At 53.4% G+C, this 20,024-nt stretch carries 23 protein-coding genes; 20 read left to right on the forward strand and 3 right to left on the reverse strand.

The window, feature by feature from the left end:
* The first annotated feature begins 3 nt into the window (after positions 1-3).
* The 7 genes from fmt to G477_RS0100290 are packed head-to-tail and all read left to right on the forward strand — an operon-like array spanning position 4 to position 7,171.
* Complete coding sequence (gene fmt / locus G477_RS0100260) at positions 4-951, forward strand: methionyl-tRNA formyltransferase (protein WP_026696212.1); 948 nt, start codon at positions 4-6, stop codon at positions 949-951.
* Entirely contained in the window at positions 935-2,266 is a 1,332-nt protein-coding gene (gene rsmB, locus G477_RS0100265) for a 16S rRNA (cytosine(967)-C(5))-methyltransferase RsmB (RefSeq protein WP_245575312.1), read from the forward strand. Before fmt ends, rsmB begins: the two co-directional genes overlap by 17 nt.
* Before the next feature lie 16 nt (positions 2,267-2,282).
* Positions 2,283-3,008 (forward strand): Stp1/IreP family PP2C-type Ser/Thr phosphatase, encoded by a 726-nt coding sequence (locus tag G477_RS0100270; protein WP_026696214.1) that lies wholly within the window; start codon positions 2,283-2,285, stop codon positions 3,006-3,008.
* A complete protein-coding gene (pknB, locus tag G477_RS18280) occupies positions 3,005-5,005 on the forward strand; it encodes a Stk1 family PASTA domain-containing Ser/Thr kinase (RefSeq protein WP_051287568.1) in 2,001 nt (666 codons plus the stop codon). Before G477_RS0100270 ends, pknB begins: the two co-directional genes overlap by 4 nt.
* Positions 5,006-5,019: 14 nt before the next feature.
* Positions 5,020-5,895: a ribosome small subunit-dependent GTPase A gene (gene rsgA, locus G477_RS0100280; RefSeq protein WP_026696215.1), complete on the forward strand. Its 876-nt coding sequence runs from the start codon at positions 5,020-5,022 to the stop codon at positions 5,893-5,895.
* Positions 5,896-5,897: 2 nt separating this feature from the next.
* Complete coding sequence (rpe, locus tag G477_RS0100285; protein ID WP_035210756.1) at positions 5,898-6,551, forward strand: ribulose-phosphate 3-epimerase; 654 nt, start codon at positions 5,898-5,900, stop codon at positions 6,549-6,551.
* Positions 6,552-6,556: 5 nt separating this feature from the next.
* Positions 6,557-7,171 (forward strand): thiamine diphosphokinase, encoded by a 615-nt coding sequence (locus G477_RS0100290; RefSeq protein WP_245575344.1) that lies wholly within the window; start codon positions 6,557-6,559, stop codon positions 7,169-7,171.
* An 80-nt stretch (positions 7,172-7,251) separates the two neighbouring features.
* On the opposite strand, the gene rpmB is transcribed toward G477_RS0100290, so the two are convergent.
* A complete protein-coding gene (gene rpmB / locus G477_RS0100295) occupies positions 7,252-7,440 on the reverse strand; it encodes a 50S ribosomal protein L28 (RefSeq protein ID WP_026696218.1) in 189 nt (62 codons plus the stop codon).
* 244 nt (positions 7,441-7,684) lie between these two features.
* On the opposite strand from rpmB, the gene G477_RS0100300 reads away from it, so the two are divergent.
* From G477_RS0100300 to rnc, 13 genes are all read left to right on the forward strand, one after another.
* On the forward strand, positions 7,685-8,044 hold the full coding sequence (locus G477_RS0100300; RefSeq protein WP_026696219.1) for an Asp23/Gls24 family envelope stress response protein: 360 nt from the start codon (positions 7,685-7,687) through the stop codon (positions 8,042-8,044).
* A 21-nt stretch (positions 8,045-8,065) separates the two neighbouring features.
* Positions 8,066-9,733 carry a DAK2 domain-containing protein gene (locus tag G477_RS0100305; protein WP_026696220.1) on the forward strand — a complete coding sequence of 556 codons (1,668 nt, stop codon included), beginning with the start codon at positions 8,066-8,068 and terminating at the stop codon, positions 9,731-9,733.
* Between the two features lie 14 nt (positions 9,734-9,747).
* Entirely contained in the window at positions 9,748-10,608 is an 861-nt protein-coding gene (locus tag G477_RS0100310; RefSeq protein WP_026696221.1) for a DegV family protein, read from the forward strand.
* 50 nt (positions 10,609-10,658) lie between these two features.
* Positions 10,659-10,907 (forward strand): hypothetical protein, encoded by a 249-nt coding sequence (locus tag G477_RS0100315; protein ID WP_026696222.1) that lies wholly within the window; start codon positions 10,659-10,661, stop codon positions 10,905-10,907.
* 32 nt (positions 10,908-10,939) lie between these two features.
* Complete coding sequence (gene sdaAB, locus G477_RS0100320) at positions 10,940-11,602, forward strand: L-serine ammonia-lyase, iron-sulfur-dependent subunit beta (protein WP_026696223.1); 663 nt, start codon at positions 10,940-10,942, stop codon at positions 11,600-11,602.
* Between the two features lie 15 nt (positions 11,603-11,617).
* Positions 11,618-12,502: an L-serine ammonia-lyase, iron-sulfur-dependent, subunit alpha gene (gene sdaAA / locus G477_RS0100325; RefSeq protein ID WP_026696224.1), complete on the forward strand. Its 885-nt coding sequence runs from the start codon at positions 11,618-11,620 to the stop codon at positions 12,500-12,502.
* A 2-nt stretch (positions 12,503-12,504) separates the two neighbouring features.
* The gene (recG, locus tag G477_RS0100330) at positions 12,505-14,535 is read left to right on the forward strand and encodes an ATP-dependent DNA helicase RecG (protein WP_026696225.1); all 2,031 of its coding nucleotides are present in this window, start codon (positions 12,505-12,507) and stop codon (positions 14,533-14,535) included.
* 73 nt (positions 14,536-14,608) lie between these two features.
* A complete protein-coding gene (gene fapR, locus G477_RS0100335) occupies positions 14,609-15,178 on the forward strand; it encodes a transcription factor FapR (RefSeq protein WP_026696226.1) in 570 nt (189 codons plus the stop codon).
* Entirely contained in the window at positions 15,175-16,176 is a 1,002-nt protein-coding gene (plsX, locus tag G477_RS0100340) for a phosphate acyltransferase PlsX (RefSeq protein WP_026696227.1), read from the forward strand. The genes fapR and plsX overlap by 4 nt, the downstream gene beginning before the upstream one ends.
* A complete protein-coding gene (gene fabD, locus G477_RS0100345) occupies positions 16,176-17,120 on the forward strand; it encodes an ACP S-malonyltransferase (protein WP_026696228.1) in 945 nt (314 codons plus the stop codon). The genes plsX and fabD overlap by 1 nt, the downstream gene beginning before the upstream one ends.
* Positions 17,117-17,857 (forward strand): 3-oxoacyl-[acyl-carrier-protein] reductase, encoded by a 741-nt coding sequence (gene fabG / locus G477_RS0100350; protein ID WP_156897243.1) that lies wholly within the window; start codon positions 17,117-17,119, stop codon positions 17,855-17,857. Before fabD ends, fabG begins: the two co-directional genes overlap by 4 nt.
* A 56-nt stretch (positions 17,858-17,913) precedes the next feature.
* Positions 17,914-18,147, forward strand: coding sequence for an acyl carrier protein (gene acpP, locus G477_RS0100355; protein ID WP_026696230.1), 234 nt, complete (start codon positions 17,914-17,916; stop codon positions 18,145-18,147).
* 140 nt (positions 18,148-18,287) lie between these two features.
* Positions 18,288-19,019, forward strand: coding sequence for a ribonuclease III (rnc, locus tag G477_RS0100360; RefSeq protein WP_026696231.1), 732 nt, complete (start codon positions 18,288-18,290; stop codon positions 19,017-19,019).
* 278 nt (positions 19,020-19,297) lie between these two features.
* Here rnc and kapB read toward each other — a convergent pair whose 3' ends face one another.
* Positions 19,298-19,678: a kinase-associated lipoprotein KapB gene (gene kapB / locus G477_RS0100365; RefSeq protein ID WP_026696232.1), complete on the reverse strand. Its 381-nt coding sequence runs from the start codon at positions 19,676-19,678 to the stop codon at positions 19,298-19,300.
* A 14-nt stretch (positions 19,679-19,692) separates the two neighbouring features.
* A complete protein-coding gene (locus tag G477_RS0100370) occupies positions 19,693-19,911 on the reverse strand; it encodes a DUF1128 domain-containing protein (protein ID WP_026696233.1) in 219 nt (72 codons plus the stop codon).
* Between the last annotated feature and the right edge of the window lie 113 nt (positions 19,912-20,024).

Consider the following 20,024-nt stretch of genomic DNA (forward strand, 5'->3'; position numbering starts at 1 on the left):
AGGATGAACATAGTGTTTATGGGGACACCGGATTTTGCTGTGCCGGTATTGGATAAGATTATAGAAAAAGGATGGACCGTTTCGCTCGTCGTCACCCAGCCGGACCGGCCGAAAGGACGGAAGAAGCTGATGACGCCGCCGCCGGTAAAAGAGGCGGCAGAAAAATATGGACTGCCGGTTTTTCAGCCGGAGAAGATCAAAGACGACTACGCTCCGGTCAAAGAAGCGGCACCGGACCTGATCGTTACCGCTGCATTTGGTCAGCTTCTGCCGGAAGCTGTTCTGGAAATCCCGCCTAAAGGAGCTGTCAATGTGCACGCTTCCCTGCTGCCAAAATACAGGGGCGGCGCTCCAATTCATGAAGCGGTGATTCAGGGGGAGAAAGAAACCGGTGTGACCATAATGTACATGGTCAAAAAACTGGATGCAGGCGACATGCTGGCCAAAGCGGTTGTGCCGATTGACCCGTCCGACACGACAGGCTCCATGCATGAAAAACTGAGCCGCGCCGGCGCGGAGCTGCTTGCGGACGTTCTTCCTGAAGTGGAGGCCGATCTGATTGAACCGGAAGCACAGGACGAGACGATGGCCACTTATGCACCGAACATTACAGCAGAACGAGAGAAGATAGACTGGTCCCAGCCGGCTGAAGTTGTATTCAACCAGATCCGTGGGCTGTATCCGTGGCCGGTGGCGTACACGGAGGAAGATGGACGCCGGATCAAGATCCACCAGGCCGAAGTGAGCCCGGAGACGACGGAGCGGGAGCCGGGAACGGTCGCGAAAGCGGCGCCGGAAGAGCTGCTGATCGCCTGCGGAAACGGCACGTGCCTGCAGCTGATCAGTCTCCAGCCGGCAGGGAAGAAGCAGATGGATGCTGCCGCGTTTCTGCAGAGCACCGGATGGCAGACAGGAACCAGGTTAGGAGACGATGATGACAGACGTACGTGAAGCAGCTCTGGATGCACTGATCAAAATTGAAAAAAACCAGGCTTACAGCAACCTGCTTCTGGATCAGGTGATGAAGAACAAAAACATCCCTGCCAGGGACAAAGGACTCTTAACCCAGCTCGTATACGGGACGCTGCAGCACAGGCGGAGGCTGGATCATGAAATTGCTGCGTTAAGCAAGAAGCCGCTCGACAAACTGGACGACTGGGTTGTCGTGCTGCTGCGCATGAGCATGTTCCAACTGTTGTTCCTGGACCGGGTGCCCGATCATGCGGCAGTGGACGAGGCGGTAACCATCGCTAAGAAGCGTAGTCATAAAGGAACGTCAGGCTTTGTGAACGGGCTCCTCCGTGCTTTTCTGCGTGGAGGAGAAACCGGTGTGCCCCAGAACGTCGATCCAGTTACCAGGATCGGCATCGAGCATTCCCACCCAGACTGGATGATCCGGCGCTGGATGCATCAGTACGGGGAGAAGACAGCGGAAGCTGTTGCAGCCGGCAATAATACTCCGCCTCATACGGCAGTCCGCACACAGTTGACCAGGATAACACGGGGAGAGCTGCAGGAGCGGCTCTCGCAAGAAGGGGTGGAGAGCACCCCGAGCCCGCTGCTGCCGGATGCCCTGCGTATTCAGCGGGGGAGCGCCGCCGGAACGAAAGCGTTTGAAGAGGGGCTCTTCAGCATACAGGACGAGGGATCGATGCTGATCGGGCGGCTCCTATCTCCGCATCCGGGCGAACGCATCCTGGATGCCTGTGCCGCGCCGGGCGGCAAAACCGTTCATATTGCATCCCTTGCACCGGAAGCTTCGATTACAGCACTGGATCTGCATCCGCATAAAACGTCCTTAATTGCAGAACAGGCTCAACGGCTCGGTCTGCCTCACATTCGCGTACAGACGGGGGATGCCAGAAAGGAACAGTGGGAGGAGCCGTTTGACCGCATCCTTGTCGATGCTCCTTGTTCCGGACTAGGTGTGCTGCAGCGGAAGCCGGATATGAAATGGACCAAGCAGGAAGAAGATATTGACCGGCTGCAGAAAATACAAGCGGATATCCTCGATCACGTATGGACGCAGCTTGCACCGGGCGGGACACTCCTCTACAGCACGTGTACGATTGAAGCAGAGGAGAATGAGCGACAGATTCTTGCTTTCGTCGAACGGCATGAGGATGCATCCGCCGGCGCTCTGCCAATGGAAGAAATCCCTGCCGCTGTTCACGCCGACGTGCAGGACGGCTGGATGCTGCAGCTGATTCCAGGCCGGTACGACACGGATGGCTTTTTTGCTGCAGCTGTTCAGAAATCTCGATAGAAAAGAGGGGAAGCGATTGCTCTATGCCGGGACTGATAAAGGGAAAGTCAGAAAGCTCAACGAAGATAGTTACGTCACTGCCTCGCACCAAAATCTCCTTCTTGCTGCAGTAGCCGACGGTATGGGAGGCCATAAAGCAGGGGATGTCGCAAGCGGGATTGTCTGCCGGGTCATCAGAGATAAATTTGAGAAGGAACCCGGCCCCCTCGATGCCTCCTGGCTGGAGTCCGCCGTAGCAGACGCCAACCGGGAAGTGTTCAGCTATCAGGAGAAGTACCCGGAGTATCACGGGATGGGAACCACTGTGACGGCCGTTCTCTGCCAAGGACGAGAAGTTCTGTTTGCCAACGTGGGCGATTCCAGACTCTATCATCTTCATCAACATGGAATCACCCAGGTGAGCTCCGATGATTCGTTCGTAGCCGAGCTCGTGCGTCAGGGAGAATTGACAGCGGAGGAGGCCGAGCGCCATCCGAAAAAGAATCTGCTCTTAAAGGCTGTCGGAACCGATACAGATCTGGAGGTATCGACAGGCAGTCTGCTTCTGCGCGAAGGGGATAAGCTCCTCTTGTGTTCGGATGGACTGACGGATAAACTATCTGAAGATGATATCGATACGATCGTGAGAAATCATGACCCGGATGAGGCTCCCGGGCAGTGTATCAATCTTGCTAACGAACGGGGCGGCGAAGATAATATCACCCTTGTTCTCGTCCAGCCCTTTGAGAGCGGCCGGATATGATGCAGGGCCGGCGAATAAACGAACGCTATGAATTGATCCGGCCGCTCGGAGGCGGGGGGATGGCCGACGTCTACCTGGCGCAGGACCTGATCCTGGATCGTTATACAGCGTTGAAAATGCTGAAGGAACAGTTTGCCGAAGATGATGAGTTCATCCGCCGCTTCCACCGGGAGGCAGAATCCTCTGCAAGCCTTTCTCACGAGCATATTGTCCCTATTTATGACGTAGGAGAAGACGGGTCCACCTATTACATGGTGATGGAGTATGTGGAAGGACAGACGTTGAAGGAGTACATTCGAAGTGCAGGTCCTCTGACACCGGAGGAGACTGTGCGGATTCTCAGTCAAATGACCGCCGCTCTTGATCATGCCCACCGGCACCGGATCATTCACCGGGACGTCAAGCCGCAGAACATTTTAATCGGCCTGGACGGGACGGCTAAAGTTGCAGACTTCGGTATTGCCAGAGCCATCAGTGAGGCCACCATTACCCATACCAACTCGATTCTCGGATCTGTTCACTACCTTTCGCCTGAACAGGCGAGAGGAGGAAGAATTACATACAGGTCTGATCTATACTCGCTTGGGGTGATCGCGTTCGAAATGCTGCAGGGGGAAGTGCCTTTCCAGGGAGATACGGCAGTTTCTGTAGCACTCAAGCACCTGCAGGAAACGCTGCCGCCGCTGGAACGGTCAGACATTCCCCAGCCTTTGAACAATGTGATCACGAAACTGACCGCAAAAAATCCGGATGATCGTTATGCTTCTGCCTCCGCACTGCTCGCTGATCTCGATACGGTACTCGATCCTTCACGTGCCGGGGAAGCGCCGCTGGATCTTCAGGAAGATCTTGAAGCGACGAAAGCAGTCCCTGCCGCAGATCTGCAGCAGGGAGCAGCCGAAGAGGAAACGAAAGTACCTGCTGCTGCGCCGGACAAAAAGAAAACCTCGCGAAAACGATTTTTCTGGGCCGCTGGTATACTGGTCCTTCTCGCTTTATTAGCCGTCCTTATCGTACCCGCAGCCATGCAGGTCGATGAAGTCACCATTCCGGATCTCACGGACGAGCCGGCAGATCAGGCGGAAGCTGAACTGTCGGATATGGACCTTACCGTGGAGCGGACGTACCGTGAAGACGATGAGATCATGAACGATCATGTGATAGGTACGGATCCTCAGGCCGGAACGACGGTACGAGAAGGCTCCTCCATCACGATGATTGTCAGCAGTTATGATCCTTCCGTGGACATGCCGGATCTGGAAGGGATGGATCTGCAAGCAGCCGAAGAGGTGCTGGAAGAGTTTTCGGATGTGTCCCTGTCGTATGAAGAGACGACCGAGCACCCGGATGACCGGATTCTGGAACAGACCCCGGCAGCGGGCGAAACCATCATCCCGGCTGAGACCGGAGTGGAACTGGTTGTGAGTGAACGGTATGTGTATACAATGGCGAACCTGCTTGGCATGACTCGAGGTGAGGTACTCGATTTAATGCAGGAGGAGCCATATATGACGGTCTCCTTCTCAGAGGCATACAGCACCACAGGCGAGGAAGGGACGGTGATTGATCAGGATCCCCCTAGAGGAACCGATATCGAGGAATCGTCTACAGTGGAAGTAGTGCTGTCGAGAGGTCCGGAGCCGGAACCCGAAGATGCTGAAGCTCCTCTGCAGCCCGATCCAGGAGGAGAGGAAGAAGTACCGGAGAACACGGAAGAAGAGGAGCAGGAGAGCGTGACTGCCTCCGTCCCTTTTGAGGTGGAAGTCCCGGAAGCGGATGAAGACGTCTCTTATGACATTGAATTTTATCTGACGGACAGTGAGAACGACGACGTACTGGTCGAGTCAGCAACAATCAGCAGCTCCACGCAGTTTGATATTGAGATCACACTGGATCCAGAAGAGGAAGCAGAGCTGCAATTTATCGTCAACGATGAAGAGTTTGAGGAGTCACCGTATACGTACACGTATCAGCAGCTGCTCCAGTATGAAGAATAATCACGGGGGTGCTTATGGCAGAAGGACGTATCATTAAAGCAATAAGTGGTTTTTACTACGTAGAGAATGAAGAAGGAACGTTTCAGTGCCGGGGCAGAGGGAACTTCAGGAAGCGCGGCATTTCGCCTCTAGTTGGAGATTGGGTTGTGTTTGAGGCGGAAAACCGGACGGACGGCTATGTGCTGGATGTGAAAGAGCGGCAGAACGAGCTGATCCGTCCGCCGATTGCCAATATCGAACAGGCTCTTCTCGTCTTTTCTGCTAAAGAGCCTGATTTCAGCCCGATTCTGCTGGACCGCCTGCTCGTTCATACGGAAGCCCATGATCTTGATACCGTCATCTGCGTCACGAAAACGGATCTTGGGCTGACGGCTTCGGATGAGGAAAAGCTGGCCGTGTATGAGGAGATCGGGTACCCCGTTCACCGTACAGCGATGGACGATGAGCAGGCCCTGCAGGAATTCCGTCCGGTCCTGCAGGGCAAGGTATCCGTGCTGGCCGGCCAGTCCGGAGTCGGCAAGTCATCTCTGATGAACCAGCTGCGGCCGGAACTTGAGCTGGAAACGAACGAAATATCGTCCAGCCTCGGCCGGGGTAAGCATACGACGAGACACGTGGAACTGCTTCCTCTTCCGGAGGGCGGATATGTTGCAGATACACCGGGATTCAGCTCGCTGGACTTTGATGGCATCGAAGCAGAAACGCTGTCTCATTTTTACCCAGAGATGGCTGCGCGTATACAGGAATGCAAATTCCGGGCCTGCACTCATCGTAGTGAGCCGAAATGCGCGGTACGGACAGCGGTGGAAGACGGGGATATCGCTGATTTCCGTTACACAAGCTATCTGCAGTTCTATGACGAAATTGCGAATACGAAGCGGAGGTACTAATCATGGCAGACATTAAACTAGCTCCTTCTATCCTGGCAGCAGATTTTGCTGATCTTGGAAATGAAATCAAAGAAGTAGAAGCAGCCGGAGCGGACTACATTCATATCGATGTGATGGACGGTCATTTCGTCCCGAACATTACAATAGGACCTTTGATTGTGGAAGCGGTTCGTCCGCATACCTCCCTGCCGTTGGACGTGCATTTGATGATCGAGCAGCCCGAGCGCTATATTGAGCAGTTCGCTGAAGCGGGTGCTGACATTATCTCGGTGCATACGGAGGCTTGTCCACACCTGCACCGGACGATTCAACAGATTCGGGCAGCCGGCTGCAGGCCCGGGGTCGTCATTAATCCGGGGACGCCGGTGGATGCGCTTCGTCCGGTTCTTCCGGATGTTGATCTCGTTCTGCTGATGACGGTGAATCCCGGATTTGGAGGTCAGTCTTTCATTCCTTCCGTATTAGCGAAGATTGAAGAAGTTCATGCTGCTGCCGGAGAAGGCACGGAGATTGAGGTGGACGGCGGAATCAATGCCGAGACTGCTGCCCTCTGTACCGAAGCGGGGGCGGATGTGCTGGTTGCTGGTTCCGCTGTCTTTAAAAGCAGCGACCGCGCTGCGGCACTGCAGCAGATAAGGGATGCAGCAGAATCTTGATTGCGGTGATTACAGCAGGGGCGCCGGAACATCTGTCCTTGATGCCGGACGCGGATGCAGGAGATTTCTATATCGGGGTCGATCATGGTGCTGTTCGACTTCTCGATGCCTCGCTCCCGCTCCATGTGGCCGTGGGAGATTTTGATTCGGTGACGCCGGAGGAGTGGGATCGGGTACAACAGCAGGCAGAGCGGGTAGAGCACCATGCTCCTGAGAAAGATGAAGTCGACCTTGAACTGGCGGTACGTCTGGCAATCCGGCAAGGAGCGGACGAGATTCATTTGTTCGCGGGTACCGGCGGACGGATGGACCATGCCCTCTTTGCACTGCAGATGATGGAAGGCTGCCCGGTACCGGTGACAATGCATGACAGACAGAATCGGTGCCGTCTTCTCCACCCGGGGACGCACGACTTTACCAACGGGTACGACTATATTTCCTTTCTCTCCCTGACCGGTAAAGTAACAGGACTGACCCTTTCCGGCTTCCGCTATCCGCTCCAGGACGCTGTACTGAGCAGGGGCAGCTCGCGCTGCATCAGTAATGAGATCGATGCGCGCCGGGCATCGGTCTCGTTTCGTACCGGGCTCCTGCTGGTAGTCGAGTCCAGCGATCTGTAACATACGGGCAGCGTGCGTCTGCCGTTCTTGTGCATGAAAAAAAGCTGTCTGACCCGGAATGGGACAGACAGCTTTTTGCATTATACGCGCTCGACTTTGCCGGATTTCAGTGCGCGGGTAGAAACGTAGCAGCGCTTCGGCTTGCCGTCCACCATGATGCGGACTTTCTGCACGTTAGCACCCCAGCGGCGCTTATTTGCGTTCATCGCGTGGGAGCGTTTATTTCCAGTAGCCGGGCCTCTGCCGGTTACAACACAACGTCGTGACATGATATTCCCTCCTTCTTAAAACCCTTCGTTTCTCATACTCATGTATTTTAGCATTCACATTTCGAGAATTCAACCATTAATTTCAAGGCTTCAGCCTTGACGGAAGGCTTTCAGCTGCCCGGGCCTGGGCAGCGTGTACAGGAAGTGTACGACGAAAGTCAGGGACAGCTTTCCTTCAAGCGACGAATGTAGTAGAATGACCTTAGCCTTTCAGCTAAATAATTCCGGAGGGGGCCTTCCTGATATGACGATTGAAATGAATACGAAATATGGAAATATTGATGTATCGAAAGAGGTCGTAGCAGTTATAGCCGGAGGAGCGGCAGTCGACTGCTACGGAATAGTAGGCATGGCTTCGCAGAAACAGCTGAAGGATGGGATTACCGATCTGCTGAAAAAAGAAAATCTTGCCCGCGGCGTAGTCATCCGCGAAGAAGAGGATCATGTGCATATTGATATGTACATTATCGTCAGCTACGGGACGAAGATTTCCGAAATTGCTCATAACGTGCAGCAGAAAGTGAAATATCAGCTGGAGCAGATGCTCGGACTGAAAGTCAGTTCCGTCAATATTTTCGTTTCCGGCGTAAGAGTGACAAACTAGGTAATGACAGGAGGAAAAGACGTGGCAGTAAAGGTATTGGACGGAGAGATACTGTCCCGAATGTTTCGTCAGGGGGCAGCTGAGCTCTCCAGAAACGCGCAGAAGATCGATGCACTGAATGTGTTTCCGGTTCCTGATGGAGATACCGGAACCAATATGAACCTCACCATCACTTCCGGTGTGAAGGAGATGCAGGGGAAGGAAAGCGGACATGCCGGGACAACGGCTTCAGCATTTGCCAAGGGGCTGTTGATGGGGGCACGCGGCAATTCCGGCGTGATTCTTTCGCAGTTGTTCCGTGGTTTTTCCAAAGAGGTGGAAAAGCAGAAGGAGCTGGAAGCACCTGCTTTTGCAGCAGCGCTGCAGAACGGTGTTGATACTGCTTACCGTGCGGTGATGAAACCGGTGGAAGGCACCATTTTGACCGTGGCGAAAGATGCTGCATCCGCTGCGGTGGAAGCGGCGGAAAAAGAGGATGATATCGTCCGGCTGATGGAAATCGTACAGGAAGAAGCAGCCGCTTCGCTTGAACGAACGCCGGAACTTCTTCCCGTACTGAAGGAAGTCGGCGTCGTCGATTCCGGCGGTCAGGGACTTCTCAGTATCTACGATGGTTTTCTCTCTATTCTAAATGGAAAGCCTGTAGCGGAAGAAGATGAGATCCCGTCCATGGACGAACTGGTGAAGCTGGAGCACCATCAGAGCGCCCAGGGCCATATGGCTACGGAAGACATTGAATTCGGCTACTGCACGGAAGTTATGGTGCAGTTTGATAATCAAAAACTGGAGGAACATCCATACGATGAACAGGCTTTCCGGGAAGAGCTGAGTGAACACGGAGATTCCCTTCTTGTCGTATCGGACGAGGATCTGCTTAAAATACATATTCACGTAGAGTATCCGGGTAAAGTCATCGATGAAGCGCAGCGTTTCGGTTCCCTCGTGAATGTGAAGGTGGAGAACATGCGCGAACAGCACTCCAATATTGTTCAGGAAGACCGCGGCGGGGCTCCTGCAGCGGCGGCACCTCAGACCGGAACAGCTGTTATTACCGTCGGTATGGGCGCTGGCATCCGCAGGCTTTTTGAAGGACTCGGCGTCCGGAAGGTCATTGAAGGCGGTCAGACAATGAACCCGTCCACGGAAGACTTTATCAAGGCGATTGAAGAAGTGAATGCATCGCGCGTCATTCTTCTCCCGAACAACAGCAACATTGTCATGGCAGCGGAACAAGCAGCAGACGTGACGGATGTAGAAGCGGAAGTCGTTCCGACAAAGACCGTTCCGGAAGGCCTTGCTGCCATGCTCGCTTTCGATCCGGAAGCACCGATTGCCGAGACAGCAGAAGCCATGGGCAGTGCTGTGCATGAAATTCAGACAGGGGAAGTCACTTATGCCGTCAGAGATACCAGCCTGGATGGAGTGGAGATTTCTGAAGGGGATTACATGGGGATCAAAGGCAAAAAAATTGTCTCCTGCGGCTCTTCCGTGCAGGATGTGGCGAAAGAATTGATTCATGAGCTGAAAACAGCAGATACTGAAATCATCACCATCATCTACGGTGAAGACCGGACCCAGGAAGAAGCAGAAACGCTTGCCTCATGGGCTGAAGAACAGGATGAAGAAATCGAAGTAGAGGTTCACTCCGGAGAACAGCCGCTGTACTCCTATATAATCTCTGCTGAATAAGGAGGGGATCCGTCTTGAGTCAGGTAACGATAGTGACAGATTCAACCGCAGACATTCCAGAGGAATTGGCCAGGAAGCTGAATATCCACGTTGTTCCACTGAAAGTTCACTTCGGTGAAGAGACATTCGAGGACGGTGTCGATCTTACTCCCGCGTCATTTTACGAGAAGCTCGGGAAGAGCACGCTGATGCCGACTACTTCCCAGCCGACCCCGGCTCAGTTCGAGGACATGTATCAAGCGTTGTATGAAGCAGAGAAAAAACCGATCGTGTCGATTCATCTTTCGTCTAAACTGAGCGGGACGTACCAGTCTGCCTATATTGCCCAGCAGACGCTTGGGAACGAAGTGCCGGTAGATGTGGTAGATTCCCGAAGAGCTTCTTACGCAATCGGCATCATCGTTGTCGAAGCGGCAAAAGCAGCACAGGCAGGGGCGTCCAAAGAAGACGTTATGGAGAAGGTGCAGGACATGCTTCGGAACACGACTGTCTTTTTCATGGTAGATACACTGGAATACCTGCAGAAGAACGGCAGAATCGGCAAAGCTTCTGCGCTCGTTGGATCGCTGCTGAAAATCAAACCGATCCTGTCCCTGAATGAAGAGGGAGAAGTATTCCCTTTTGAAAAAGTACGAGGGTCCAAAAAAGCGCTGCAGAAAATCGTGGATGAGTTCACAAATCAATACAACGGCATGCCACTTCATGTCGGTATTTCCCACGCACAGGCAGAAGAAGAGGCTGTACAGATTATGCAGAAATTAAAAGATACCTTCGACGTGCAAGAAGAAGTCATTACCGATATCGGTCCGGTCATCGGAACACATGTCGGTCCAGGTACTGTCTCCATCGCTGTGACACCTCTTCCCCGTTCGTAATCACAATGGTACTCATTCATCTATAGTAAGCAACGAACCAGGAGGTCCGCATGGAAAGGGACCGGGTGAAAACTACGCGCTGGAAGCGTCTTTCCGGCGCGGTTTTCTTTGTGGTGGCTTTTATGGAGGGAGAGGGGCTTCTTCCGCTGCCGGGAAAGGAAAATCTAAACACCGGCAGCGACGCCGCAAGCTGTTTTGATCAACAGGTGTGCAGCACTCGGAACGTACATAGCAAAAAAACTTTCCATGAGAGAAAAACAAATTCAGTAGATAGAAAGCGTTTACATCTGATAAGATAGCAGTATACATAATCTTGAAGGAGGTGGCTGCCATGCAGTTCCGCAGCGTGTTTGATATTATCGGCCCGATCATGGTAGGTCCGTCCAGTTCTCATACTGCAGGGGCAGCAAGAATTGGACTTGTAGCCCGGCAGCTCTTTCAGGAGCAGCCTGCTTTTGTCCAATTTCACTTGTATGGTTCGTTTGCGAAAACGCATCAGGGACATGGGACAGACGAGGCACTGCTCGGAGGAGTACTCGGCTTTGATACAAGCGACCAGCGGCTTCGCACAGCGCCTGACTATGCAGCAGAAGCCGGGATGAAGTGGGAGTTTATTGAAGAGAACGAAGTGGTGCTTCATCCGAATACAGTCAAAATTGTCATGACGACGGGATCGAAAACGATGGAGGTAACCGGAATTTCTGTTGGTGGCGGCAAGGTGGAAATCAAAGAATTGAATGGATTCGACCTGAACCTCAGCGGGAATCATCCTGCTCTCTTGATTGTGCATGAAGACCGTTACGGCGTGATCGCAGAAGCGGCAGCAGCACTCGCGGAGAGGCAGATCAACATCGGGCATATGCAGGTGTCCCGGAAAGAACAGGGGAAAGAAGCGCTGATGGTGATCGAAGTAGACCACAATATCGACGCAGAGACACTCCAAAAAATTGAAGCGGCAGATCATGTTCTTCAGGTAACCAAGATACATGAATAAAAGGAGGTGCTGAGCATGTTCAAAACAGTGGAAGAGCTGGTTCAGACAGCAGAAAATGAGAATATCCAGCTGTCGGAAGTCATGATCAGGCAGGAAATGAGTGTGCACGATCGTACGCGTGATGAGGTTATGTCCCGAATGGAGGAGAACCTGAATGTGATGGAGAGGGCGGTAAACCGTGGAATTACGGAAACGGTTAAATCGGTTTCCGGACTTACGGGCGGAGACGGGAAGAAGCTGCACGAATACATGATGCTTCATGAGACGCTCTCCGGGAATCTGACCCTGGATGCAGTCTCAAAAGCGATGGCGACAAACGAAGTCAACGCGGCCATGGGAACGATCTGCGCAACCCCGACAGCTGGAGCTGCAGGCGTTGTGCCCGGAACGCTGTTCGCTGTAAAAGAAAAGCTGCATCCGGACCGGGAAGCGATGATCCGCTACCTCTTTGTGAGTGGAGCGTTTGGTTATGTAATCGCAAATAATGCTTTTATTTCAGGAGCTGCAGGCGGCTGCCAGGCAGAAGTTGGTTCAGCAGCCGGGATGGCTGCGGCTGCCATTGTCGAAATGGCCGGAGGTACTCCACGTCAGTCGGCCCACGCGATGGCGATGACATTGAAGAATATGCTCGGGCTCGTCTGTGATCCGGTAGCCGGGCTGGTGGAAGTTCCCTGCGTGAAACGCAATGCAATGGGTGCCTCCAATGCCCTGACAGCAGCCGACATGGCGCTTGCTGGGATTGAGAGCCGGATACCGGCGGATGAAGTGATCGATGCGATGTACCGTATCGGAAGCAGCATGCCTGCTGCCCTGCGGGAGACGGGAGACGGCGGTCTGGCTGCGACGCCAACCGGAAAAAAATACAAGGAAGAGATCTTCGGGACAGGAGTGCATTCTTGATCATGCTTCAGTCACCGGTTCATACGTTGAAGGGGGTCGGTCCCCGCGGAGCGGAACAGCTTTCCGCCCTCGGTATTGACACAATCGGGGATCTCTTGTTCTATTTTCCCTTCCGTTATGAGGATTACGCCGTCAGAAGACTGGAGGAAGTGGAACATGAGGAAAAAGTTACCCTGCAGGGGACGGTTCATACCGAGCCGGAGCTGCGCTTCTACGGCAAAAAGAAATCCAGGCTTACAATCCGCGTCCTCGTCGACGGCTATCTTGTACAGGCTGTCTTTTTCAACCAGCCTTTTTTAAAGCGGCAGATCCACCTCGGGGAGGATATCGTTTTCTTCGGGAAAATGAACCGGCACCGGCTGATGGTGGAAGGAGCTGTACTAAAGCAGCCGACGGAAGATGGATCGATTGAACCAGTCTATCCGCTGAAGGGAGATTTAAAGCTTTATTCGCTGAAAAAGTGGATTGCTGGAGCGCTCGAACAGTACAAAGAGGATATACCTGAAATTCTGCCGGAGAGGCTTCTGGAAACGTACCGGCTTTTTCCGCGGGCGGAAGCCTGCTACTACCTCCATTTTCCGCAGGATATGGACCGCTTTCATCAGGCGAGGAGGAGAATGGTGTATGAAGAGCTGCTTCAGTTCCAGCTGAAAATGCAGTATCTCCGCTGGCGCAGCAAACAGTCGGATAAAGGGATGGCAAAGTCGTGGGATCAGCAGCAGCTTCAAGCGTTCCTCGGTCGGCTTCCTTTCTCACTGACCCATGCACAGGAACGCGTCCTCGGTGAAATTTTGGATGACCTGCGTGCGGGGACGAGAATGAATCGTCTTCTGCAGGGGGATGTTGGATCCGGAAAAACGATTATCGCGGCCGCCGGCATGTATGCAGCGGTTCTTTCCGGTTCCCAGGCTGCGCTGATGGTTCCAACGGAAATTCTTGCAGAGCAGCACGCGGCCTCCCTGAACGAACTATTCGACGGCATGGGAGTATCCATTGCTCACCTTTCCGGTTCCTCCGGTGTAAAAAAACGGCGGGAAACGCTGGCTGCGCTCCGGGATGGTTCGATCGATATGATCATCGGTACGCATGCGCTGATTCAGGAGGGCGTGGACTTTCATCAGCTCGGCTTCGTCATTACCGATGAGCAGCACCGGTTTGGCGTGCAGCAGCGGCGGGTGCTCAAAGAAAAGGGTCTCGACCCGGACGTGCTGTTCATGACGGCGACGCCGATTCCGAGAACCCTATCTATCACGGCGTTCGGGGATATGGATGTTTCCACGATTGATGAGATGCCTGCAGGAAGGAAGCCGATTGAAACATACTGGGCCAAACCGGATACGCTGCCAAGGGTGCTCCGTTTCATCGAAAAACAGGCGGCAGCCGGCAGACAGGCCTATGTCATCTGTCCGCTGATCGAAGAGTCGGACATGCTGGATGTGCAGAATGCCATCGACCTGCACCGCGATATCCAGGGGGCTCTTCCCGGGTTAACGACCGGACTGATGCACGGCCGGCTGTCTTCTGATGAGAAAGAGACGGCGATGCAGGCGTTTGCATCGGGGGATACGGACATTCTCGTTTCGACTACCGTTGTAGAGGTCGGGGTGAATGTTCCCAATGCCACGGTCATGGTCATCTACGACGCGAACCGTTTCGGTCTTGCTCAGCTTCACCAGCTCCGCGGTCGTGTCGGCCGGGGGTCTGATCAGTCCTATTGTATTCTGCTGGCCGATCCAAAATCCGATTCAGGCAAAGAGCGGATGGCGGTCATGACGGAAACGAACGATGGGTTTGAACTTTCCCAGCGTGATCTCGAACTCCGTGGGCCCGGTGACTTTTTCGGCCACAAGCAGAGCGGGCTTCCGGTGATGAAAGTAGCTGATATTGTCGAGGATTACCGGACGCTGGAAGCAGCTAGAAAAGACGCTGCGGCATTGATCGCTTCCGATGCGTTCTGGAACGACCCTGCTTACGAGGGGCTCCGGACATGGCTTCAGCAGCAGGACGTTTTTCAGCAGGCCGCCATGGATTAGACCTCTTGCACAAGAGGTCTACTTTTTATATACTACAGTTAGTACCTAGTCCTATGAGTATGGAAGTGATGACATGAAATGGACGAAACGGCAGCGCCAGCCGAAGCTGAAGGAAAAAATTCAGAAGGACCCTTTCATCACAGATGAAGCCCTTGCTGCCTTTTTTTCTGTCAGCGTGCAGACCATCCGGCTGGACCGTCTGGAATTAAACATACCCGAAGTACGGGAGCGGATCAAAGACGTTGCACAGCAGCAGTATGATCCTGTCAAAGCTCTTCCGGAAGAAGAAATAATCGGAGAAATGGTAGATCTGGAACTCGACAACTATGCGATTTCGATTCTCGATATCAGGCCGGAGCACGTATTTTCCCGGAATGGCATCGCCCGCGGCCACTACTTATTCGCTCAGGCGAATTCTCTTGCTGTCGCCGTTATCGATGAGGAACTTGCATTGACAGCGCATGCCGATATTTCATTTAAACGTCAAGTGCACGAAGGCGAACGCGTCATTGCTAAAGCAAAAGTGGATGGAATATCAGCTATGCGGACATCGGTAAAAGTGGCGAGTTACGTGGAGCAGTCGCTCGTGTTCGAAGGCACGTTCGAAATGTTCCGCAATGAGGTGAAGGGGGATAAAACATGAAGATAGCGGTGGATGTAATGGGCGGCGACCATGCCCCGGACAGTGTGCTGGATGGCTGCCGCCGGGCTCTGGAAGCATTCGGGGATCTACACTTGATCCTGACTGGAGACGAGTCTTTGGTCGGGGAAGAACTGACCGGACACGATCGGGTGGAAATACTCCATACGACGGAAAAAATTGAGTCAGATGACGTTCCGGTGAAAGCGGTGCGGCGAAAGAAAGATGCCTCCATGGTGGTAGCTGTCCGCCAAGTGAAAGAAGGACGGGCTGATGCTGCTGTGTCTGCAGGAAACACGGGCGCCCTGATGACTGCGGGGCTGCTGATTGCCGGCCGCGCAGACGGTGTTGAACGTCCGGCACTGGCACCGATGCTTCCGACGATGGACGGCGGCGGCTTTCTGCTGCTGGATGTCGGGGCCAACATGGAAGCCAAGCCGGGACATCTTGCCCAGTATGCTCTAATGGGAGATGTGTACATGAAAAACGTGCGGGGGCTTGAGCGTCCCCGCATCGGACTGTTAAATGTCGGCGGCGAGAGCGGGAAAGGAACCGAACTTGTCAAACAGGCATACGAAGAAATCGACCAGCTTCCCCTGCATTTTATCGGAAACGTTGAAGCACGGGATCTGCTCGAGGGAGTCGCCGACGTGGTCGTGACAGATGGATTTTCAGGAAACCTCGTTCTTAAGACGATTGAGGGAACAGCCATGTCTCTGTTTCAGGTGCTCCGCGCAGAGATGACGTCTTCGCTGAAGAACAAGCTTGCAGCCGGTGTGCTGAAGCCTGCCTTCAAAAAGGTGAAGAACAAGATGGATTATGCAGAATACGGAGGGGCAGGGCTCTTCGGCCTTCATGCGCCAGTGATCAAAGCACATGGGTCTTCCGATGGGCAGGCGTTTTTCAGTGCGCTCCGCCAGGCGAAAACGATGCATGAAGAAAACGTGATTGAAACGATTGGAGATGCCGTAAAGACTGCAGAGAAAGGAGAGGAAGCCTGATGGGAAAAACAGCCGTACTCTTTCCGGGCCAGGGATCACAAGAACCTGGAATGGGAAAAGCGCTGGCAGCGTATGACCAAAAAGCCGCTGACGTCTTTGCAGAAGCAGACCGCGCGCTTGAAAGTGATTTTACCGACTTGATCTTCCATGGGGATGCGGACGAGCTGAAGAAAACGGTCAATACACAGCCGGCACTGCTTACAGCCGGCACCGCAATATGGCAGGTGCTCGAACAGGAGGGCATCCGTGCAGACTATGCCGCTGGTCACAGTCTCGGTGAGTATACAGCACTCACAGCAGCGGGGGCGCTCTCCTTTCCACAGGCCGTGCGGGCTGTGCGCCGCCGGGGGGAGCTGATGGAAGCTGCCGTACCCGAAGGACAGGGAACGATGGCCGCCGTGCTGGGACTGGACCGGGCGTCACTGGAGAAGGTGACAAATCAGGCGTCGGAAGAAGCCGGACTGGTAGAGCCGGCGAACTTCAACTGCCCGGGACAGATTGTTATCTCGGGAACCGTCCCCGGTGTAGAACGGGCAGTGGAACTGGCGAAAGAAGCAGGCGCTAAAAAAGCGATGGTGCTGCAGGTGAGTGGTCCCTTTCATTCGAGCTTGATGCAGCCGGCCGCAGAGAAAATGCGTGCGGAGCTCGACGCGCTCGACGTTGGAGAACCTGCATTCCCAGTCATCGCGAATGTGGATGCATCCCCCGTGACGGCTGCGACGATCCGGCATCAGCTGGAGGCACAGATGGCGGCACCTGTTTTATGGGAGGACACGATCCGCCGCCTTGTGGACGAGGGAGTTACGACTTTTATTGAGGCCGGACCGGGGAAAGTACTGAGCGGCCTCGTGAAAAAGGTCCACCGCCGCGCGGTGACGCTTCCTGTCTACGACGAAGAAACGCTGCACAAGGCAGTGACTACCTGGAAGGAGGATCAATCATGACTACGAAAAACGCACTCATTACAGGAGGATCCCGCGGGATTGGACGAGCGATCTGTATCAAGCTCGCCGAAGCTGGATACAACATTGCGGTCAATTATGCAGGATCGAAAGAGAAAGCCGAAGAAACGGCAGAAGCCTGCCGTCGTGCCGGCGTAGAAGCCTACACGGTCCAGGCTGATGTTGCTGACGGAAAGCAGGCGCAGGCGATGGTAAAAGAAGTCGTCGACACATTCGATTCCATTGATGTTCTCGTGAATAATGCAGGAATTACGAAGGACACCCTCGTCATGCGGATGAAAGAAGAGGATTTTGAAGCCGTCATCGATACGAACTTAAAAGGGGTCTTCAACTGTGCGAAAGCAGCGACACGGCCGATGATGAAACAGCGCAGCGGACGCATCATCAACATCTCCTCCGTTGTTGCCAGTGTCGGCAACCCTGGTCAGGCAAACTACGTGGCCAGCAAAGCCGGCGTGATCGGGCTGACAAAATCGCTTGCCAAAGAGCTCGCGGAGCGGCACGTTCTGGTCAATGCAGTCGCACCCGGTTTTATTACAACGGAGATGACCGATAAACTGCCTGAAGAGCAGAAAGATGCACTGCTTCAGATGATCCCGCTCGGTCGGCTCGGGGAACCGGAACAGGTCGCCAATGTGGTGGAATTCCTCGCTGGAAGCGGCAGTGACTACATGACCGGGCAGACACTCCACGTGGACGGCGGTATGTACATGCCGTAAAAATGAGTGGTGTTCCACGGTAGTTTGTCCTATAATGGCGGAAGGAGGTGAAACTCATGGCTACTAAACAAGAGCGTATTGCTAAAATTGTTTCCGAGCGTCTCGGTGTGGACCAATCCGAAGTGAAGCTCGATGCCACATTTAAAGATGATCTCGGCGCTGACTCTCTCGACGTCGTTGAACTCGTAATGGAACTTGAAGATGAATTCGATCTGGAAATCTCTGATGAAGATGCAGAGAAAATTGGTACAGTTGGAGACGTCGTTGACTACATAGAGAGTCACAAGTAAAAAGACGAAGGAAGAACCGGAGGCTTCCTTCTGAGAGCTGCGGCCTCAGGGGAGCGTTCCGGTCATCCTTTCCTTCACAAAGATTACAGAGAATGGTGGAGGTTTTCATGCAGCAGTCCAGAAAAATTTACCGGAGGGGGATGAAACGCCAAGGGCGGAAACTGCAGATGACGAAAGCACAAAAAGCAAAGTACAAGCAGTTTCTGGAAAGTGTCGGCGTCTCCTACAACAAGGAAGATGTCTATATCCAGGCTTTCACGCATTCTTCTTATGTAAACGAGCACCGGATCCGGCCGCACGACGATAACGAACGACTCGAATTTCTCGGCGATGCAGTTTTGGAATTGGCCATCTCCCAGTACTTGTACAAGCTCTTTGATCATATGAGCGAAGGCGAGATGACCAAACTCAGAGCTGCGATCGTATGCGAGCCTTCTCTTGCAACCAATGCAGAAGAGCTCCACTTTGGAGAATATGTTCTTCTGGGAAAAGGAGAAGAAATGACGGGCGGAAGAGAGCGTCCGGCGCTGCTTGCTGATGTATTCGAAGCGTTTATCGGCGCCGTGTATCTTGATGCTGGAATGGAGGAAGTGTATCGTTTCCTCGAACGATACGTCTATCCGAAAATTCATGACGGCGCGTTTTCGCACATGATGGATTTCAAAAGCCAGCTGCAGGAGCTGATCCAGAGGGAAAGCCAGGGCCAGGTACAGTACCATATCGTACAGGAAAAAGGACCTGCTCATTCCCGGGAATTTGTGTCGGAAGTGAGCCTCGATGACGAGCCGCTCGGAAAAGGTACCGGCAAGTCGAAAAAAGAAGCGGAACAGATGGCCGCCCAGAAAGCGCTGGAGAAACTGAACGAAGAATAAAGGATCAGCCAGCGACAGCTCTTTAGAATCGGATATCCCTGATCCTTCAATGAATGCTGCACCGGTAAGACAGGGGCAGCATTTTTCACTTCGTGGGAAAGATGTCAGAACAAAAGGCGCTCCGCGCTTTGGTTCAGAAGCCGGCTGCTCACAAAAACGTCCCGCGCCTGATTACAGGCAGCGGGACGTTCTGTATGACAGCGGACACGTTTGACCGTGGTCTGCCGCGACCGGCATTCGGTTCGCCGCTTTGCTTCACGGACAAACAGCAGCCCGCTTCAGCTGATGCGGTAGTCCGCTTTAACCCGATGCAGCGTCTGCAGGCATGCTTCTGCAAATGCGCTGTCTTTTTCCTCTAATTCCTGCTCATAAGCAGCAACAGCTTCTTGAAGAGAACGGTCGTATTCGGGAATCTCTCCTTCATGCGGTTTGATCTGTTTCAGCGGAATGTTCGCTTTTTCTCTGAAGCTGAGGGCTTTTCGTTCGTGGAACAGCGGGACATCGGTTTTGTTCGGCTGGTGCAGATCGCCCTGGATGGGGTGACGGTCAACGGCCAGAATTTCCACAACAGCCTGTACCCCGTCCCGGCGAAGCTCATGTATACGTCCAATGTATTTTCCTGTTTTGTATGTGCACCGCACCTGATCACCGGTCTGCATAAACATCTTCCTTTCTATTTGTTGCGCAGGGCGCCGAGCTCGTTCACGATAGCGTCCATTTCATTCACGCTGAAGGATGGTTTGGCCATGACCATATTGTGGATAGCTTTAATCTCGTCATACTGACCCGATCCGTAATCTTCTGCTTTAACAGCTGCGCCGTTGACGACCTGAAGCTTTCTCTTTATATCCTCTATCATCTGCTCGATTTCCTGTTTCTCCGTTTGACTCATGTTTATCATCCTTTCGAGTTTCTTCCTGCTTATCATAACATGAAGACAGTAATTCCCGCTAATCGATCTCTCATGGAGAAGCCGTGGAAAATCATGATTCGTATGCATGGATA

It is taken from the genome of Alkalicoccus chagannorensis DSM 18086 (genome assembly GCF_000429725.1).
Lineage (GTDB): Bacteria > Bacillota > Bacilli > Bacillales > Salisediminibacteriaceae > Alkalicoccus > Alkalicoccus chagannorensis.

Excerpts from the sequence above, each read along its gene's own strand:
- fmt (WP_026696212.1), top strand. The coding sequence starts at position 4 with ATGAACATAGTGTTTATGGGGACACCGGATTTTGCTGTGCCGGTATTG.
- rsmB (WP_245575312.1), top strand. The coding sequence starts at position 935 with ATGACAGACGTACGTGAAGCAGCTCTGGATGCACTGATCAAAATTGAA.
- pknB (WP_051287568.1), top strand. The coding sequence starts at position 3,005 with ATGATGCAGGGCCGGCGAATAAACGAACGCTATGAATTGATCCGGCCG.
- rsgA (WP_026696215.1), top strand. The coding sequence starts at position 5,020 with ATGGCAGAAGGACGTATCATTAAAGCAATAAGTGGTTTTTACTACGTA.
- rpe (WP_035210756.1), top strand. The coding sequence starts at position 5,898 with ATGGCAGACATTAAACTAGCTCCTTCTATCCTGGCAGCAGATTTTGCT.
- rpmB (WP_026696218.1), bottom strand. The coding sequence starts at position 7,440 with ATGTCACGACGTTGTGTTGTAACCGGCAGAGGCCCGGCTACTGGAAAT.
- G477_RS0100300 (WP_026696219.1), top strand. The coding sequence starts at position 7,685 with ATGACGATTGAAATGAATACGAAATATGGAAATATTGATGTATCGAAA.
- G477_RS0100315 (WP_026696222.1), top strand. The coding sequence starts at position 10,659 with ATGGAAAGGGACCGGGTGAAAACTACGCGCTGGAAGCGTCTTTCCGGC.
- sdaAB (WP_026696223.1), top strand. The coding sequence starts at position 10,940 with ATGCAGTTCCGCAGCGTGTTTGATATTATCGGCCCGATCATGGTAGGT.
- sdaAA (WP_026696224.1), top strand. The coding sequence starts at position 11,618 with ATGTTCAAAACAGTGGAAGAGCTGGTTCAGACAGCAGAAAATGAGAAT.
- recG (WP_026696225.1), top strand. The coding sequence starts at position 12,505 with ATGCTTCAGTCACCGGTTCATACGTTGAAGGGGGTCGGTCCCCGCGGA.
- fapR (WP_026696226.1), top strand. The coding sequence starts at position 14,609 with ATGAAATGGACGAAACGGCAGCGCCAGCCGAAGCTGAAGGAAAAAATT.
- plsX (WP_026696227.1), top strand. The coding sequence starts at position 15,175 with ATGAAGATAGCGGTGGATGTAATGGGCGGCGACCATGCCCCGGACAGT.
- fabD (WP_026696228.1), top strand. The coding sequence starts at position 16,176 with ATGGGAAAAACAGCCGTACTCTTTCCGGGCCAGGGATCACAAGAACCT.
- fabG (WP_156897243.1), top strand. The coding sequence starts at position 17,117 with ATGACTACGAAAAACGCACTCATTACAGGAGGATCCCGCGGGATTGGA.
- acpP (WP_026696230.1), top strand. The coding sequence starts at position 17,914 with ATGGCTACTAAACAAGAGCGTATTGCTAAAATTGTTTCCGAGCGTCTC.
- rnc (WP_026696231.1), top strand. The coding sequence starts at position 18,288 with ATGAAACGCCAAGGGCGGAAACTGCAGATGACGAAAGCACAAAAAGCA.
- kapB (WP_026696232.1), bottom strand. The coding sequence starts at position 19,678 with ATGCAGACCGGTGATCAGGTGCGGTGCACATACAAAACAGGAAAATAC.
- G477_RS0100370 (WP_026696233.1), bottom strand. The coding sequence starts at position 19,911 with ATGAGTCAAACGGAGAAACAGGAAATCGAGCAGATGATAGAGGATATA.